This window comes from Herbaspirillum sp. GW821-FHT09A12 (assembly GCF_059418325.1).
Window position 1 is genome coordinate 432,783 of record NZ_JBWKPR010000001.1, and the last position, 14,249, is coordinate 447,031.

11 protein-coding genes are annotated in these 14,249 nt (G+C 64.5%); 6 read left to right on the forward strand and 5 right to left on the reverse strand.

The window, feature by feature from the left end; genetic code table 11:
- The first annotated feature begins 8 nt into the window (after positions 1 to 8).
- The 4 genes from AC07N6_RS01920 (at position 9) to waaA (ending at position 4,727) form a co-directional block, all read left to right on the forward strand.
- The gene (locus tag AC07N6_RS01920) at positions 9 to 1,385 is read left to right on the forward strand and encodes a phosphomannomutase/phosphoglucomutase (RefSeq protein WP_494780634.1); all 1,377 of its coding nucleotides are present in this window, start codon (positions 9 to 11) and stop codon (positions 1,383 to 1,385) included.
- 46 nt (positions 1,386 to 1,431) lie between these two features.
- The gene (waaC, locus tag AC07N6_RS01925; RefSeq protein WP_494780635.1) at positions 1,432 to 2,412 is read left to right on the forward strand and encodes a lipopolysaccharide heptosyltransferase I; all 981 of its coding nucleotides are present in this window, start codon (positions 1,432 to 1,434) and stop codon (positions 2,410 to 2,412) included.
- A gap of 155 nt (positions 2,413 to 2,567) precedes the next feature.
- Positions 2,568 to 3,437 carry a Kdo hydroxylase KdoO gene (kdoO, locus tag AC07N6_RS01930; protein WP_494780636.1) on the forward strand — a complete coding sequence of 290 codons (870 nt, stop codon included), beginning with the start codon at positions 2,568 to 2,570 and terminating at the stop codon, positions 3,435 to 3,437.
- Positions 3,438 to 3,440: 3 nt separating this feature from the next.
- Positions 3,441 to 4,727 (forward strand): lipid IV(A) 3-deoxy-D-manno-octulosonic acid transferase, encoded by a 1,287-nt coding sequence (waaA, locus tag AC07N6_RS01935; protein WP_494780637.1) that lies wholly within the window; start codon positions 3,441 to 3,443, stop codon positions 4,725 to 4,727.
- Here the strand turns inward: waaA and AC07N6_RS01940 are convergent.
- From AC07N6_RS01940 to AC07N6_RS01955, 4 genes are all read right to left on the reverse strand, one after another.
- Positions 4,709 to 5,674 carry a UDP-glucose 4-epimerase family protein gene (locus AC07N6_RS01940; protein ID WP_494780638.1) on the reverse strand — a complete coding sequence of 322 codons (966 nt, stop codon included), beginning with the start codon at positions 5,672 to 5,674 and terminating at the stop codon, positions 4,709 to 4,711. The two genes, waaA and AC07N6_RS01940, sit on opposite strands and share 19 nt — an antisense overlap.
- Before the next feature lie 136 nt (positions 5,675 to 5,810).
- Positions 5,811 to 7,262 carry an efflux transporter outer membrane subunit gene (locus AC07N6_RS01945; protein ID WP_494780639.1) on the reverse strand — a complete coding sequence of 484 codons (1,452 nt, stop codon included), beginning with the start codon at positions 7,260 to 7,262 and terminating at the stop codon, positions 5,811 to 5,813.
- Positions 7,255 to 10,410: an efflux RND transporter permease subunit gene (locus AC07N6_RS01950; protein WP_494780640.1), complete on the reverse strand. Its 3,156-nt coding sequence runs from the start codon at positions 10,408 to 10,410 to the stop codon at positions 7,255 to 7,257. The genes AC07N6_RS01945 and AC07N6_RS01950 overlap by 8 nt, the downstream gene beginning before the upstream one ends.
- Positions 10,411 to 10,421: 11 nt before the next feature.
- On the reverse strand, positions 10,422 to 11,594 hold the full coding sequence (locus AC07N6_RS01955; protein WP_494780641.1) for an efflux RND transporter periplasmic adaptor subunit: 1,173 nt from the start codon (positions 11,592 to 11,594) through the stop codon (positions 10,422 to 10,424).
- A gap of 432 nt (positions 11,595 to 12,026) precedes the next feature.
- Between AC07N6_RS01955 and AC07N6_RS01960 the strand changes: the two genes are divergently transcribed.
- Both AC07N6_RS01960 and AC07N6_RS01965 read left to right on the forward strand, forming a co-directional pair.
- Positions 12,027 to 12,203 carry a hypothetical protein gene (locus AC07N6_RS01960; RefSeq protein WP_494786240.1) on the forward strand — a complete coding sequence of 59 codons (177 nt, stop codon included), beginning with the start codon at positions 12,027 to 12,029 and terminating at the stop codon, positions 12,201 to 12,203.
- A 57-nt stretch (positions 12,204 to 12,260) separates the two neighbouring features.
- Positions 12,261 to 12,902 (forward strand): TetR family transcriptional regulator, encoded by a 642-nt coding sequence (locus AC07N6_RS01965; protein ID WP_494780643.1) that lies wholly within the window; start codon positions 12,261 to 12,263, stop codon positions 12,900 to 12,902.
- A 12-nt stretch (positions 12,903 to 12,914) separates the two neighbouring features.
- Here AC07N6_RS01965 and AC07N6_RS01970 read toward each other — a convergent pair whose 3' ends face one another.
- Positions 12,915 to 14,219, reverse strand: coding sequence for a TolC family outer membrane protein (locus tag AC07N6_RS01970; protein ID WP_494780644.1), 1,305 nt, complete (start codon positions 14,217 to 14,219; stop codon positions 12,915 to 12,917).
- Positions 14,220 to 14,249: the final 30 nt, after the last annotated feature.

Sequence of the window (14,249 nt, forward strand, 5' to 3'; positions counted from 1 at the left end):
CAATCATCATGACCCTGCTTTCTCAATCCATCTTCAAAGCCTACGACATCCGCGGCATCATCGGTAAAACCCTGGACGGCAAGGTCGCCTACCAAATCGGTCAGGCCTTCGGCGCCGCCGCCCTGGCCAAAGGCCAAAAGAAAGTCGTAATCGGCCGTGACGGCCGTCTCTCCGGCCCTGAATTGTCCGCTGAACTGGCCAAGGGCCTGCAATCGGTCGGTGTTGATGTTATCGACCTGGGCATGGTAGCCACCCCGATGGTCTATTTCGGCACCAACGTTCTGGACACCCAATCCGGCATCATGGTCACCGGCAGCCACAACCCGCCGGATTACAACGGTTTCAAGATGGTGCTGGCCGGCGAGGCGATTCATGGCGAGACCATCCAGGCGCTGTACCACGCCATCGTCAAGGGCGAGTTTCCGCAGGGCGCCGGCGCCTATTCGACGCATGACATCAAGGATGCCTACATCAAGCGCATGATCAGTGACGTCAAGCTGGCGCGTCCGCTGAAGATCGCGGTGGATTGCGGCAACGGCGTGGCCGGGGCCTTCGCCGGCGAGATCTATCGCGCGTTGGGCTGCGAAGTGACCGAGCTGTTCTGCGAAGTCGACGGCACCTTCCCTAACCACCATCCCGATCCGGCTCATCCGGAAAACCTGCAGGACCTGATCCGCTGCCTGCGGGAAACCGACAATGAACTGGGCCTGGCCTTCGACGGCGATGGCGACCGCCTGGGCCTGGTGACCAAGGACGGTCAGATCATTTATCCGGATCGCCAGCTGATGCTGTTCGCGGCCGATGTGCTGACCCGCAACCCGGGTAAGGAAATCCTCTACGACGTGAAGTGCACCCGCCATCTGGCGCCGTGGATTTCGGCGCGCGGCGGCAAGCCGTTGATGTGGAAGACCGGCCACTCGCTGGTCAAGGCCAAGCTGCGCGAGACCGGCGCCCCGCTGGGCGGCGAGATGAGCGGCCATATCTTCTTCAAGGACCGCTGGTTCGGTTTCGACGACGGCCTGTACGCCGGCGTGCGCATGCTGGAGTTGCTGGCGCGTGAGGCTGATCCGTCGGCGCTGCTCAATTCGCTGCCGCAATCGGTCAGCACGCCCGAGTTGCAGCTGAAGTTGCAGGAAGGCGAGAACTTCGCGCTGATCGGGAAATTGCAAAGCGAGGCCAAGTTCGACGGTGCGCAGGACATCATCACCATCGACGGCCTGCGTGTCGAATACGCCGATGGTTTCGGCCTGGCGCGCTCGTCCAATACCACGCCGGTGGTGGTGCTGCGCTTCGAGGCCGAGACGCCGGAGGCGCTGGAACGCATCCAGGGCGAATTCCGCAAGGTGATCCTGGCCGCGCGTCCGGACGTGGCATTGCCGTTTTGATGAGGTAAGATGCTGGCCCACAGAACAACGTAACCGTGGGCCAGCCTTGAAGATCCTGATCGTACGCGTTTCCTCACTGGGAGACGTCGTCCATAACATGCCGATGGTGGCCGATATCCGCCGCCATTTCCCCGGCGCCCAGATCGACTGGGTGGTGGAAGAGGGCTATACCAGCCTGGTCCGCCTCAATCCCCACGTCCGCAACATCATCCCCATCGCGCTGCGGCGCTGGCGCAAGACGCTGTTCTCGGCCGCCACGCGCGCCGAGATTTCCACCTTCTGGCACGCCTTGCGCGCAGACCGATACGATGTCGTGTTCGATACCCAGGGCCTGCTCAAGACCAGTGTCGTGATGCGCATGGCGCGCCTGGCGCCGGGCGGCAGGCGCGTCGGGCTGGCCAATGCCACCGAGGGCTCCGGTTATGAGCCCATCTCGCGTATCTTTCATGATCAAAGCATCAAGGTTGGACTGCATACGCATGCGGTAATGCGGGCGCGCCTGGTGGCGGCCGATGCGCTCGGCTATACGCTGGACGATGCCGCCGACTTCGCGCTGCAAGCCCCCGCGCAGCAGCGTTTCCCCTGGATGCCGGAGCAGCCGTACGCGGTGTTCTTCCACGGCACCGCGCGCGCAGCCAAGCAGTGGCCGCAGGCCGAGTGGGCCAGACTGGGGCAGGCCTTGGCCGCGCGCGGCTTGCCGGTGTTGCTGCCCTGGGGCAGCAAGAAAGAGCAGCAAGCCGCCCAGGCGCTGGCCGCGCAGATTCCCGGCGCCCAGGTATTGCCGGCGCTGCCGCTGATGGAAGCGGTCAGCCTGGTGCAGCAGGCGCGACTGGTGGTCGGCCTGGACACCGGCCTGACCCACATTGCCGCCGCTTATTGCAGGCCGACCGTCGAGCTATATTGCGACTCGCCGCGCTGGAAGACCGAGGGCAACTGGTCGCCCAATATCATCAACCTGGGCGACGCCGGTACCCCGCCGAGTGGCGAAGCGGTGCTTGAGGCTGCGGGGAAATTGCTTTCCTGGTAACTGGGAAGTGCATCGCGCGCCTGCGTTGAGGCACGTCAAAGTCCCGCTTCAAACTGCCGTCTTGGCCCGCCTGTCCGCCTGTAGCGGGCGTTTTCACCGCTTTTTACACGGTCTGGCGGATACACGGCGGAGATGCTTGCGGGCATAATGTCGGGATGGAATCGCAAATCATCGAGATCGACTTGGCCAAGTGGCAAGTCGACACCCCCAACGACCAATGGATCGCCGCGCTCGAAGCCGGCAAGGTACTGTATTTCCCGCACCTGGCCTTCGAATTGCTGGCGTCCGAACTCGGCCTGCTCACTCCCGCCGTGCGCGATCCCAAGGCCCGCAACATCAGCCTGGATGCACGCGGGCACCTCAAGGGCGCGGCTGGCGGCGCCGAGCAGCAACTGGCGCTGGCGGCGATGGTCGGGCGTTTCCGTGAACAGGCCCTGTCGCTGGTGCATACGCTCTTGCCCAAGTACCGTGAGGCCTTGCGCGTGGCGCCCACCAGCTACCGCCCGATGCAGGTGGAGACGCGCAGCCAGTCCTGGCGCGCCGACGACCGCCGCATGCATGTCGACGCCTTTCCGTCGCGCCCCAATTATGGCGAGCGCATCTTGCGCGTATTTACCAACGTCAACCCGGATGGCGCGCCGCGCGTGTGGCGTGTGGGCGAGCCTTTCGAAACCGTGGCGCGGCGCTTCCTGCCGCGCGCCAAGCCCTACGTGCGCTGGCAGGCCAGCCTGCTCAAGGCGCTGCGCATCACCAAGTCCTTTCGCAGCGAATACGATCACCTGATGCTGCAACTGCATGACGGCATGAAGGGCGACATGCAATACCAGCAGGACGCCGAGCAGGTCACCATGCCCTTCGCCGCCGGTTCGGTGTGGGTGTGCTTCTCCGACCAGGCTTCGCATGCTGTCATGGCCGGCCAATACATGCTGGAACAGACGCTGCACCTGCCGCCGGAAAAACAATACGATCCGCAGTCCAGTCCGTTGGCGATCCTGACGCGCCTGGTCGGCCACCCGCTGGTCTGACACATGCGCCTGCTTTACTCCGCATTATGGTGGTTCGCCATGCCGCTGGTGCTGCTGCGCCTGTGGCGGCGCGGGCGCAAGGAACCCGGTTACCGGCAGCATGTCGGCGAGCGCCTGGGTTTCTATCCGCGCCTGTCCGAACCGGCGCCGCGCTTCATCTGGGTCCACGCCGTGTCGGTGGGCGAGACGCGCGCGGCCGAGCCGCTGATCGACGCCCTGCTGCGCGACTATCCGCAGCACGCCATTCTGCTCACCTGCATGACCGCCACCGGCCGCGCCACCGGCGCCCAGCTATTCGGCAAGCATGGCGCGCGCGTGGTGCAAAGCTTCCTGCCCTACGACACCGGCTGGATGTGCGCGCGTTTCCTGCGCCATTTCAGGCCGGCCGTTTGCGTGCTGATGGAAACAGAAGTCTGGCCTAGCCTGATTGCACAATGCCGGCGCCATAGCGTGCCTGTGATGCTGGCCAATGCACGCTTGTCCGAACGTTCCTTGCGGCGCGGGCAGCGTTTCGCTGCGTTATTGCGGCCGGCGGCGGAAGCCATCGCTTGCGTCGGTGCGCAATCCGAAGCCGACGCGCAGCGGCTGCGCGCATTCGGCGCGCGCCATGTCGAAGTCACCGGCAGCTTGAAGTTCGATGTGCAGCCCCCGGCCGACGTGGTCGAGCGAGGCTTGGCGTGGAAGAGGGCAATCGGCGAGCGCAAGGTCCTGCTGTGCGCCAGCACGCGCGAGGGCGAGGAGCAACTGATCCTCGATGCGCTCGGCAAGCTGGGCAAGGTCGACTGGCTGACCGTGATCGTGCCGCGCCATCCGCAGCGTTTCGACGAAGTGGCGGCGATGATCGAGGCGCATGGCTTGTCCATGCGACGGCGTTCGGCCATGGGCGAACGGTTTGATGTGCAGGGCGCGGATGTGGTGCTGGGCGATTCGATGGGAGAGATGTTCGCTTACTACGCCGTTTGCGACGTCGCCTTCATCGGCGGCAGCCTGTTGCCGCTGGGCGGGCAGAACCTGATCGAAGCCTTCGCATTGGGCAAGCCGGTGCTGATCGGGCCGCATACGTTCAATTTCCAGGCCATCACCGAGGATGCCGTCAGGGACGGCGCGGCTGCGCGTGTGACCGACGCCTCCGAATTGTTGCGTAGCTGGTCGGCGTTGCTTGCCTCTGAAGAGGCAAGCCAGCAAATGTCGCAAGCAGCAACCCGGTTTGCCCGGCAGCACCAAGGCGCAACCGGACGCACCTTGGCCTTGCTGCGGCCGCAGGTCGCCGCTCAGGCGCCGGCGCGGTAAGCCGCGACGGTCTTTCGCAGGGCTTCATCCACTTTGACCGGCGGCGTCCAGTTCAACAGCCGCCGGTTTTTCTCGATATCTACTTGCAATGAACCGCACAGGCGCTGTGCGACACCGGGTTTGCCCAGCAGCCGCGCCGCCAGGGCCAGCAGTGGCGCGGGCGCCGGCAGCAACAGCGGGCGCTTGCCCAGCGCTTGCGCCGCGCGCCGCAACAGCGCGGTGGTCGACAGGTCTTCGCCATCGCTGGCGAGGAATATCTGTCCGGCGGCTTCGGGATGGGTGAGGCAAACGGCGATGAGGTCGACCAGGTTGTCCAGCGCCACGATGCTGCGGCGGTTTTCGGTAATGCCGCCCAGGGGCAGCGGCAAGCTCTTGTCCAGCCAGCGGAGCATGCTGAGGAAGTTGGCTTTCACGCCCGGGCCATAGACCAGCACCGGCCGCACGATCACTATCTCCATGCCGCCTTGTTCTTCCAATGCCAGCAGCCCCTGTTCCGCTTCCAGTTTGGAAATGCCGTAAGGATCCATGGGGCGGGGTTTGTCATCTGCCGTGAATGGCCGGCCAGCCGGCGTCTGCTCGCCGTTGACCTTGACCGAGCTGACAAAGACGAAGCGTTTCACGCCAGCCGCCAGCGCTTGGCGCGCCAGGTTCAAGGTTCCTTCGACATTGACGCGCCGGAACTCGGCCAGCGGATCGGCTTCCCGTTCATGCATCACATGTACCCGCGCCGCGCAGTGGATGACGGCATCGACTTGCGCCAGCGCCATTTGCCAATCGGTGTGCGGCGAGAGCTCGCCGACTGTGGTCAGCGCGACATTGGCAGGCGCCGCCGCCAGGCGTGCAGGATGACGCACGGCGGCGCGCACCTGATATCCGGAAAGCGCGGAAAAATGTTCGACAAGTGCCCGTCCGACAAAGCCGGAGGCGCCGGTGACGAGGAGATGCATGGCGTTGAGGCAGGGATATGCCCCTGAATGTGGTCAGGCGCAAATACTAACACCGGCGGCCGGCGCAAAAAAAGAGCAGGCCGGAAGGCCTGCTCTTTTCAGTTCGGAACCGGAACCCGATCCGGGTTGCCGACAATTACTGCTTGGCCGCCAAACTCACCGAATTCTCGTTGAGCCCGCCTCCCAATGCCTTGTACAGATCGATGGCGTTATTCAAGCGCAACTGCCGCGCCTGAATCAACGCCTGCTGCGCCGAGAACAGATCGCGCTGCGCGTCGAGCTGGTCGAGCGAAGAGGCGATGCCGTTCTTGAAACGCAGGTCGGTCAGCTTCAGGCGTTCCTGCTGGGCGTTCAGGAAGGCTTCCTGGGCCTTGACCTGGTCGTCCAGGCTGCCGCGCGCGACCAGGGCGTCGGCCACTTCGCGGAAGGCGGTCTGGATGGTCTTTTCATACGTGACCACCGCCTTGTTCTTGCGCACTTCGGCCAGGTCCAGGTTGGCGCTGTTGCGGCCGAAATCGAAGATCGGCAGCGACAGCGACGGGCCGAAGCTCCAGGCGCCCGAGCCTGAATCGAACAGGCCGCCCAGCGTGCTGCTGGCGGTGCCGAAGTTGCCGGTCAGGCTGATGCTCGGGAAGAAGGCCGCGCGCGCGGCGCCGATGTTGGCGTTGGTGGCGATCAGGCTTTGCTCGGCCGAGCGGATGTCGGGACGGTTGGTCAGCAGGTCCGAGGGCAGGCCGGCCGGGATGTCGGTGACGATCTTTTCATCCGACAGCAACTGCGCCGGCGGCAGGTCGGAGACCTTCTTGCCGACCAGCAGCGTCAACGCGTTCTCGGCCTGGGCGCGCTGGCGTTCCAGTTGGGCCTTGGCGATCCGCGCCGATTCCACCAGCGTTTGCGTCAGGCGGAAGTCCAGGGCCGAGGAAGCGCCCACGTCCAGGCGCTTTTGCGCCAGCTGGATATCGTCCTCGCGCGACTTCAGCGTCTGTTCGGCCAGCAGCAGTTGCTCGGCGTAGGAGCGCTCGGAGAGGTAGGCCTGCGCCACCTGGGCGACCAGGCTGATCTGCGCCGACTTCTTGGCTTCCTCGGTGGAGAGGTAGGTCGCCAGCGCGGCGTCCTTCAGGTTGCGCACGCGGCCGAAGAAATCCAGCTCGTACGCCGGCACCGCCAGGCCGACCTGGTAGCTGTTGCTGACGAAAGGCTGGCCGGTCAGCGACTGGCTGGCCGCGGTGCGGGTGCGGGCAGCCGAGCCCGATACGTTCAGGCTGGGCAGCAGGTCGGCGCGGGCGATCTGGTATTGCGCGCGCGCTTCCTCGATATTGAGCACCGCGGTGCGCAGGTCGCGGTTGTTCTCCAGCGCGGCCACGATCAGCGATTGCAGCCGCTGGTCCGGGAAGAACTGGCGCCAGCCCAGGTTGACCGCCTCCAGCTCCTTGCTGCCGGCGGCGTCGGCCGGGTAGGCGGTTTCTACCGGCGCGGCTGGACGCTCGTAGGTGGGGGCCAGCGAGCAGCCCCCCAGTACACCGGCGACCGCCAGCGCTGCGCAGAGTTGCAGCAAGCGAGGCGCGCGCGGCATCGACAGATTAGCCATTGTGATTCTCCACATTAATCTTGGGGGAGTGTTCGGCGTCGAACTTGTGTTGACGCTCGCTACCCTTGAACAGTTTGCGCACGACCACGAAGAAGATCGGCACCAGGAACACGGCCAGCACGGTGGCGGTGATCATGCCGCCCATCACGCCGGTACCGATGGCGCGCTGGCTGGCCGAACCGGCGCCGGAGGCGATCGCCAGGGGCAGCACGCCCAGGATGAACGCCAGCGAGGTCATGATGATCGGGCGGAAGCGCAGGTGCACCGCTTCCAGCGTCGCTTCGATCAGGCCCATGCCTTGTGCCTGCAGGTCCTTGGCGAACTCGATGATCAGGATCGCGTTCTTGGCTGACAAGCCCACCACCGCGATCATGCCCACCTTGAAGTACACGTCGTTGGGCATGGCGCGCAGCGTCACGCCCAAGAGTGCGCCGAGGATACCCAGCGGCACCACCAGCATCACCGCCAGCGGGATCGAGGTGCTTTCATACAAGGCAGCCAGCACCAGGAACACGGCGATCAGCGACAGCACGTACAGCGCCGGCGCCTGGTTGCCGGAAGTCTTTTCTTCCAGCGACTGGCCGGTCCACTCGAAGCCGAAACCTTCCGGCAGCTTGGCCACGAACGATTCCATCTCGGCCATGGCTTCGCCGGTGCTGCGGCCCGGGGCTGCGCCGCCGGCGATCTTCATGGCCGGATAGCCGTTGTAGCGGATCAGCTGCACCGGGCCATTGATCCACTTCGCCGTCACGAAGGACGAGAACGGGACCATGGTGCCGGACGAGTTCTTGGCATACAGGTTGACCAGGTCTTCCGGTTGCAGGCGGCGGTTGGCGTCGGCCTGCACGATCACGCGTTGCTGGCGGCCCTGGTTGGGGAAGTCGTTCACATACGACGAACCCAGTGCGGTCGACAGCACGCTGTTGATCGTGGAGAACGGCACGCCCAGCGCATTGGCCTTGTCGCGGTCGATGTCCAGTTGCAGCTGCGGCGCATCTTCCAGGCCTTCCGGACGCACGCCGGCCAGCACCTTGCTTTGCGACGCCATGCCCAGGATCTGGTTGCGGGCCTGTACCAGCGCCGCGTGGCCCAGGCCGGCGCGATCCTGCAGGCGGAAGGTGAAGCCGGTCGCGTTGCCCAGTTCGGGAATCGGCGGCGGGTTCAGCGGGAACACGATCGCATCCTTGATCTGCGAGAAGGCGCCGAAGGCCTTGCCGGCGATGGCGTCGGCCGACTGCGCCTTGGTGCGTTCGCTCCAGTCCTTGAGCGGCGTGAACACCAGTGCAGCGTTCTGGCCATTACCCGAGAACGAGAAGCCCAGCACCGCGATGGCGTGCTCGACCGCCGGATCCTTCAGGTAATACTCTTCCACCTTCTTCACCACCTCGGTCGTACGCCCCGTGCTGGCGCCCGGCGGCAGCTGGATGTTGGTGATGATGTAGCCCTGGTCTTCGTTGGGCAGGAAGGAGGCCGGCAGGCGCACATACAGCAGCCCCACGCAGGCCACGATCAACACGTACAGGATCATGTAGCGGCCGGTCTTGGTCAGCATCTTGCCGATGATGCCTTGGTAGCCGGAGGCAGTTGCGTTGAAGCGGCGGTTGAACCAGCCGAAGAAGCCCTTCTTCTCGTGATGATGGCCCTTCTCCACAGGCTTGAGGATGGTCGCGCACAGCGCCGGCGTCAGCGTGAATGCCATCAGCACCGAGAACACCATCGACGCCACCATCGACAGCGAGAACTGGCGATAGATCGCGCCCACGGCGCCGCCGAAGAAGGCCATCGGGATGAACACCGCGATCAGCACCAGCGTGATGCCGATCAGCGCGCCGCTGATCTGGCCCATCGCCTTGCGCGTGGCTTCAGGCGGCGACAAGCCTTCCTCGCTCATGATGCGCTCGACGTTTTCCACCACCACGATCGCATCGTCGACCAGGATACCGATGGCCAGCACCATGCCGAACATGGTCAGCACGTTGATCGAGAAGCCGAACAGCAGCAGTGTCGCGAAGGTGCCCAGCAGCGCCACCGGCACCACCACCGTCGGGATGATGGTGTAGCGGATGTTCTGCAGGAACAGGAACATCACCAGGAACACCAGCACGATCGCTTCGATCAGGGTCTTGACCACTTCCTCGATCGAGATCTTGACGAACTTGGAGGTGTCGTAAGGGATGGTGTACTTCACGCCGGCCGGGAAGTACTTGGACAGCTCTTCCATCTTCTTGTGCACGGCGGTGGCGGTGCCCAGCGCATTGGCGGTGGGCGAGAGCTGCACGCCGATGAACGAACTGGGCTTGCCGTCCAGGCGGCCCGAGGTGTCGTAGGTCTGGCCGCCGACTTCGATGCGGGCCACGTCGCGCATGCGCACTGACGAGCCGTTGGCGTTGGCGCGCAGGACGATGTCGCCGAACTGTTCAGGCGTGGTCAGTTGGCCGTTGACGACCACGGTCGCGGCGATCTGCTGCGTGCCGGGGCTGGGCAGCGCGCCCAGCGTGCCGCCGGCCACCAGCGCGTTTTGCGCGGTGATGGCGGCCGTCACGTCGGCTGGCGTCAGGTTCAGGCCGATCAGCTTGTTCGGATCGATCCAGATGCGCATGGCGCGTTCGGTGCCGAACAGCTGTGCCTGGCCCACGCCCGGCACACGCTTGACTTCGTTGAGGACGTTACGCGACAGGTAGTCGCCCAGCGCCACCGGATCCAGCTTGCCGTCGGTGGAAGACAAGCCGATGAACAGCAGGAAGTTGCTGCGCGACTTGGTCACCTGCACACCCTGTTGGGTGACGGCCGCCGGCAAGCGCGCTTCCACGCGCTTCAAGCGGTTTTGCACGTCCACCGCCGCCAGATCGGGGTTGGTTTCCGGCGAGAAGGTGACGGTGATCTGCACCTGGCCGTTGGCCTGGCTTTGCGACTCCATGTACTGCAGGCCGTCGGCGCCGTTCATTTCCTGTTCGATCAGGCTGGTCACCGAATCGTCCAGGGTCTGGGCGGTCGCGCCCGGATAAGTCGCCGTCACCACGATGGTGGGCGGCGCGATGTTGGGGTACTGGGACACCGGCAAGCCGGTGATCGCCAATGCCCCGGCCAACATGATGAAGATGGCCAACACCCACGCAAAAACGGGGCGATCAATAAAAAACTTTCCCATCTGGCAGCCTCTTAGTTAGCTTTCGGTTGGGCGCCCGCTGCACCTTGTTGGGCCGCTTGGCCCGACTGGTTGGGAGCGGCGCCCGCGGGATTCCATTGCACCGGTTTGACGGCCGCGCCCGGCCTGACCTTTTGCAGGCCTTCCACGATCACGCGGTCACCATCCTTGAGGCCATCGATGACCTGCCAGTTGTTGCCCTGTGCCGAGCCGGTCTTGACCACGCGCGGCGCCACCTTGTTGTCGGCGTCCACCACGAACACGGACGAGCCGTTGAGGTCGCGCATGACGGCCTGTTGCGGCACCATCAGCGCCTGCTCGTCGATTGCCTGTTCAATCTTGGCGCGCACGTAGGTGCCCGGCAGCAGCACGCGCTTGGGATTGGGGAATTCGGCGCGCAGCGAGATCGAGCCGGTCGCTTCGTCGACCGTGATGTCGGAGAACAGCAGCTTGCCCGGCAACGGGTAGGGCTGGCCGTTTTCCAGGAGCAGCGTCACGCTGGCCTTGCCGTCGCCCACGCTCTTCAACTGGCCGTTGGCCATCGCCTGCTGCAGCTTCAACAGGTCGGCGCTGGACTGGGTCACGTTGACGTAGATCGGGTCGAGCTGCTGCACCAGCGCCAGCTGGGTGGCGTCGCTGCCCTGGCCGACCAGCGCGCCCTCGGTCACCAGCGCGCGGCCGATGCGGCCGGAGATGGGCGAGGTCACCGAGGCGTAGCCCAGGTTCAGTTTGGCGATCCGGACTGCGGCTTCGGCTTGTTTCTGGGCCGCGACGGCATCGTCGTATTCCTGCTTGGAGACGGCGTTGACTTCCACCAGCGGTTTGTAGCGCTGCGCCTTGAGGGTGGTCTGGGTCAGATTGGCCTGGGCATTGTCATAGCTGGCCTGGTACTGGGCCGGGTCGATCTGGAACAGGAGCTGGCCTTCCTTGACGTCGCTGCCCTCCTTGAAGACGCGCTTCTGGACGATGCCGGCCACGCGGGCGCGGACCTGGGCGACGCGGTAAGCCTCGAGGCGGCCCGGCAGTTCATTGGTGATGGCGATGCGTTGCGGGGCCACGGTGACCACCGATACTTCCGCCGGCGGCATGGCGCCGCCTTGAGCAGCTGGTTTTTGTCCGCAAGCGGCCAGGGCGGCAGCGATTGCGACGGTCATGGTGAGGCGCGTGAAACGACTGACTGAGCTCATAGATATCTCGCACGAAAGTAAAGTGAGGCCGCCGTGGCGGCAATGAAACGAATTCGGTAAAGCAGATGTTGCGATCCCGCCTGAGGGCGAGAGGTAGGCTATGTTGCGGAGCAAAAAAAGAAGCTGCTGGCTTCCCGGCGGAAGCGGTTACTTTTTTGCGGTTGATTTACAGCAGGGACTTGGAACGGGTGCTATTATACATACATTCGTGTATGTATGTATTTGCCTGATACTCCATATTAATTTATCAAACTTGTTGAAATAGGCGTAGCGAAATATGAGCGATTCCTTGCATTGTGAGAATCATGCTGCCGCTGCGCCATTTCTGCCAGTCAAAAACCGAGCCGGATCCTCGTGCATGCGGCAATTTGCCGCGGCCGGAGCGGGCGGCCTCACGCCATGCCATTGTGTCAAACATTGTCTTACGAAAACATGACAGCCGTGTTTCAGCGCAAGCCGCAGTCCATTGCGGCTTGTCCAGATTCGTTGTGCAAATGCAGCATGAAGGCCGGTGCGCGGGCGCTTGCCGGGAGCCGCGGCATCATGCGCCTGCGGGCGCCGGCATGGTTTTTTTCTTCATTTTCATCCAGCATGCAGGTTTTGCCATGATCCAGACTCCAATTTCGGTTTCCACCCGTGTTCCGGCCGCGGCCGGGAGGCGCTGATATGGCCCGCGCGACCAAGGAAGAAGCGCTCGAAACGCGCGCGCGCATCCTCGATGCCGCCGAGCATGTATTCCACGAGCGCGGCGTCTCGCACACCTCGCTGGCCGACGTGGCCAAGGCGGCCGACGTCACGCGCGGCGCCATCTACTGGCATTTCAAGAACAAGAGCGACCTGTTCGACGCCATGTGCGAACGGGTGCGCCTGCCCATGGAAGCCGTGCTGGAAGAAAGCGCCAGCCCGCAGCTGGCCGACCCGCTCGGGCAGTTCCTGCGCAGCGGCGTGTACGTGCTGACCATGGCCGCCACCGATGAGCGATGCCGCAGGGTGTTCGATATCATCTTCAACAAGTGCGAATTTGCCGACCATGAGGATCCCATCCTGGTGCGCCAGCGCGAATGCCATGTCGATGGCATGCTGCGCCTGGAACAGATCCTCGCCAACGCCATTGCTCGCGGGCAGTTGCCCGGCACGCTGAACGTGCGGCTGGCCTGCCTGATGGCGCACGCCACGTTCAGCGGCCTGCTGACCGACTGGTTCTTCGCGCCGGACAGCTTCGACCTGGTCAAGGACGGCGAAAAGCTGCTGGCCGCTTCGCTGCACGCCCTCAAGACCGCGCCTTCGCTGCAGAACGACGCCGCCTGAGGCGGCCCGCCCTTACTGCGGCGGCGCCGTCAGCAGCGCGTTGATCAGCGCCAGGTCTTGCTCGCGCAATGCACCGGCCGCCGCTTTCAATTTCAAGCCGTTCATCAATGTATCGTAGCGCGCCTTGGACAGGTCGCGCCGGGTCGAATACAGCTGCTGCTGCGCGTTGAGCACGTCGATATTGATGCGCACGCCGACCTGGTAGCCCAGCTTGTTGGAGTCCAGCGATGACTGGCTCGACACTTGCGCCGCCTCGTACGCCTTCACCTGCGACAAGCCGTTGGCCACGCCCAGGTAGGCCTGGCGCGCATTGAGCACCGCGGTGCGGCGTGCATTGTCGAGGTCGGAGCGCGCCTTGTCGGCCAGCGCGATGGCCTCATCCACCTTGCTGCCGGTCGCAAATCCCGAGAACAGCGGGATATTCCATTGCACCCCGATCGAATTGCTGTAGCCGCGCTGATTCAGGTAGGGCGTGCGCACGCTCTTCTGGTCGTTGAAGTTGCGCGCCGCCACCAGATCCACCGTCGGCGCATGGCCGGCGCGGTTGCGCTTGATTTCGCTTTGCGCGATCTCCAGCGCCACCTGTTGCGCCACCACGCCGTAGTTGTCCGATTGCGCGCCGGCGACCCAGGTATCGATCTGCGCCGGCTGCGGCGGCGCGAGCTTGACGTTGCCGCGCAAGACCGCCAGCGGCGTCGGCGGCTGGCCGATGATTTGCTGCAGCCTGGCCAGCGCCACTTCCAGGTCGTTCTGGGCGGCGATCTCTTGCGCGTTGGCCAGGTCGTAGCGGGCCTGGGCTTCGTTGGTGTCGGTGATGGTCGAGGTGCCGATCTCGAAATTGCGCTTGGCCGAGGCCAGTTGTTCCGAGATCGCGATCTTTTGCGCGCCCAGGAAGGACAGCGCATCCTGCGCCGACAGCACGTCGAAGTAGGTCTGGCCCACGCGCAGGATCAGGTCTTGCTGCGCCTGGACGAACTGCGCCTCGCTGGAGGCGACCGCGAGCTTGCCCTGCTGGTAGCTCTCCCAGTTGGCCAGGCGAAACAGCGGCTGGGTCAGCTGCAGCGCATAGGTATTGGATGAACTGTCGAAGTTCTCGTCCGAGCGCGTATAGCTGCCGCCGACGCCGGCGCTCGGCAACAGGCCGGCGCGTCCCTGGGTTTCCTTCTCGCGGCCGGCCGTCAGCGCATAGCGCGCGCTGGTGTAGACCGGGTCATTGGCCAGCGCGAGCTGGTAGACCTGCAGCAGGTCGGCGGCGCCGGCGGCAGCGTGCAAGGAAAGGCCGGCGGCCATCAGGGAAGCGAGCAGGGTACGGCGCATGGACGGATTCTCCGGGCAGAACAAGGCTGG

Bases quoted from the DNA above. Each gene is read 5' to 3' on its own strand.
- AC07N6_RS01920 (WP_494780634.1), top strand. From the start codon at position 9: ATGACCCTGCTTTCTCAATCCATCTTCAAAGCCTACGACATCCGCGGC.
- kdoO (WP_494780636.1), top strand. From the start codon at position 2,568: ATGGAATCGCAAATCATCGAGATCGACTTGGCCAAGTGGCAAGTCGAC.
- waaA (WP_494780637.1), top strand. From the start codon at position 3,441: ATGCGCCTGCTTTACTCCGCATTATGGTGGTTCGCCATGCCGCTGGTG.
- AC07N6_RS01940 (WP_494780638.1), bottom strand. From the start codon at position 5,674: ATGCATCTCCTCGTCACCGGCGCCTCCGGCTTTGTCGGACGGGCACTT.
- AC07N6_RS01945 (WP_494780639.1), bottom strand. From the start codon at position 7,262: ATGGCTAATCTGTCGATGCCGCGCGCGCCTCGCTTGCTGCAACTCTGC.
- AC07N6_RS01950 (WP_494780640.1), bottom strand. From the start codon at position 10,410: ATGGGAAAGTTTTTTATTGATCGCCCCGTTTTTGCGTGGGTGTTGGCC.
- AC07N6_RS01955 (WP_494780641.1), bottom strand. From the start codon at position 11,594: ATGAGCTCAGTCAGTCGTTTCACGCGCCTCACCATGACCGTCGCAATC.
- AC07N6_RS01960 (WP_494786240.1), top strand. From the start codon at position 12,027: ATGACAGCCGTGTTTCAGCGCAAGCCGCAGTCCATTGCGGCTTGTCCA.
- AC07N6_RS01965 (WP_494780643.1), top strand. From the start codon at position 12,261: ATGGCCCGCGCGACCAAGGAAGAAGCGCTCGAAACGCGCGCGCGCATC.
- AC07N6_RS01970 (WP_494780644.1), bottom strand. From the start codon at position 14,219: ATGCGCCGTACCCTGCTCGCTTCCCTGATGGCCGCCGGCCTTTCCTTG.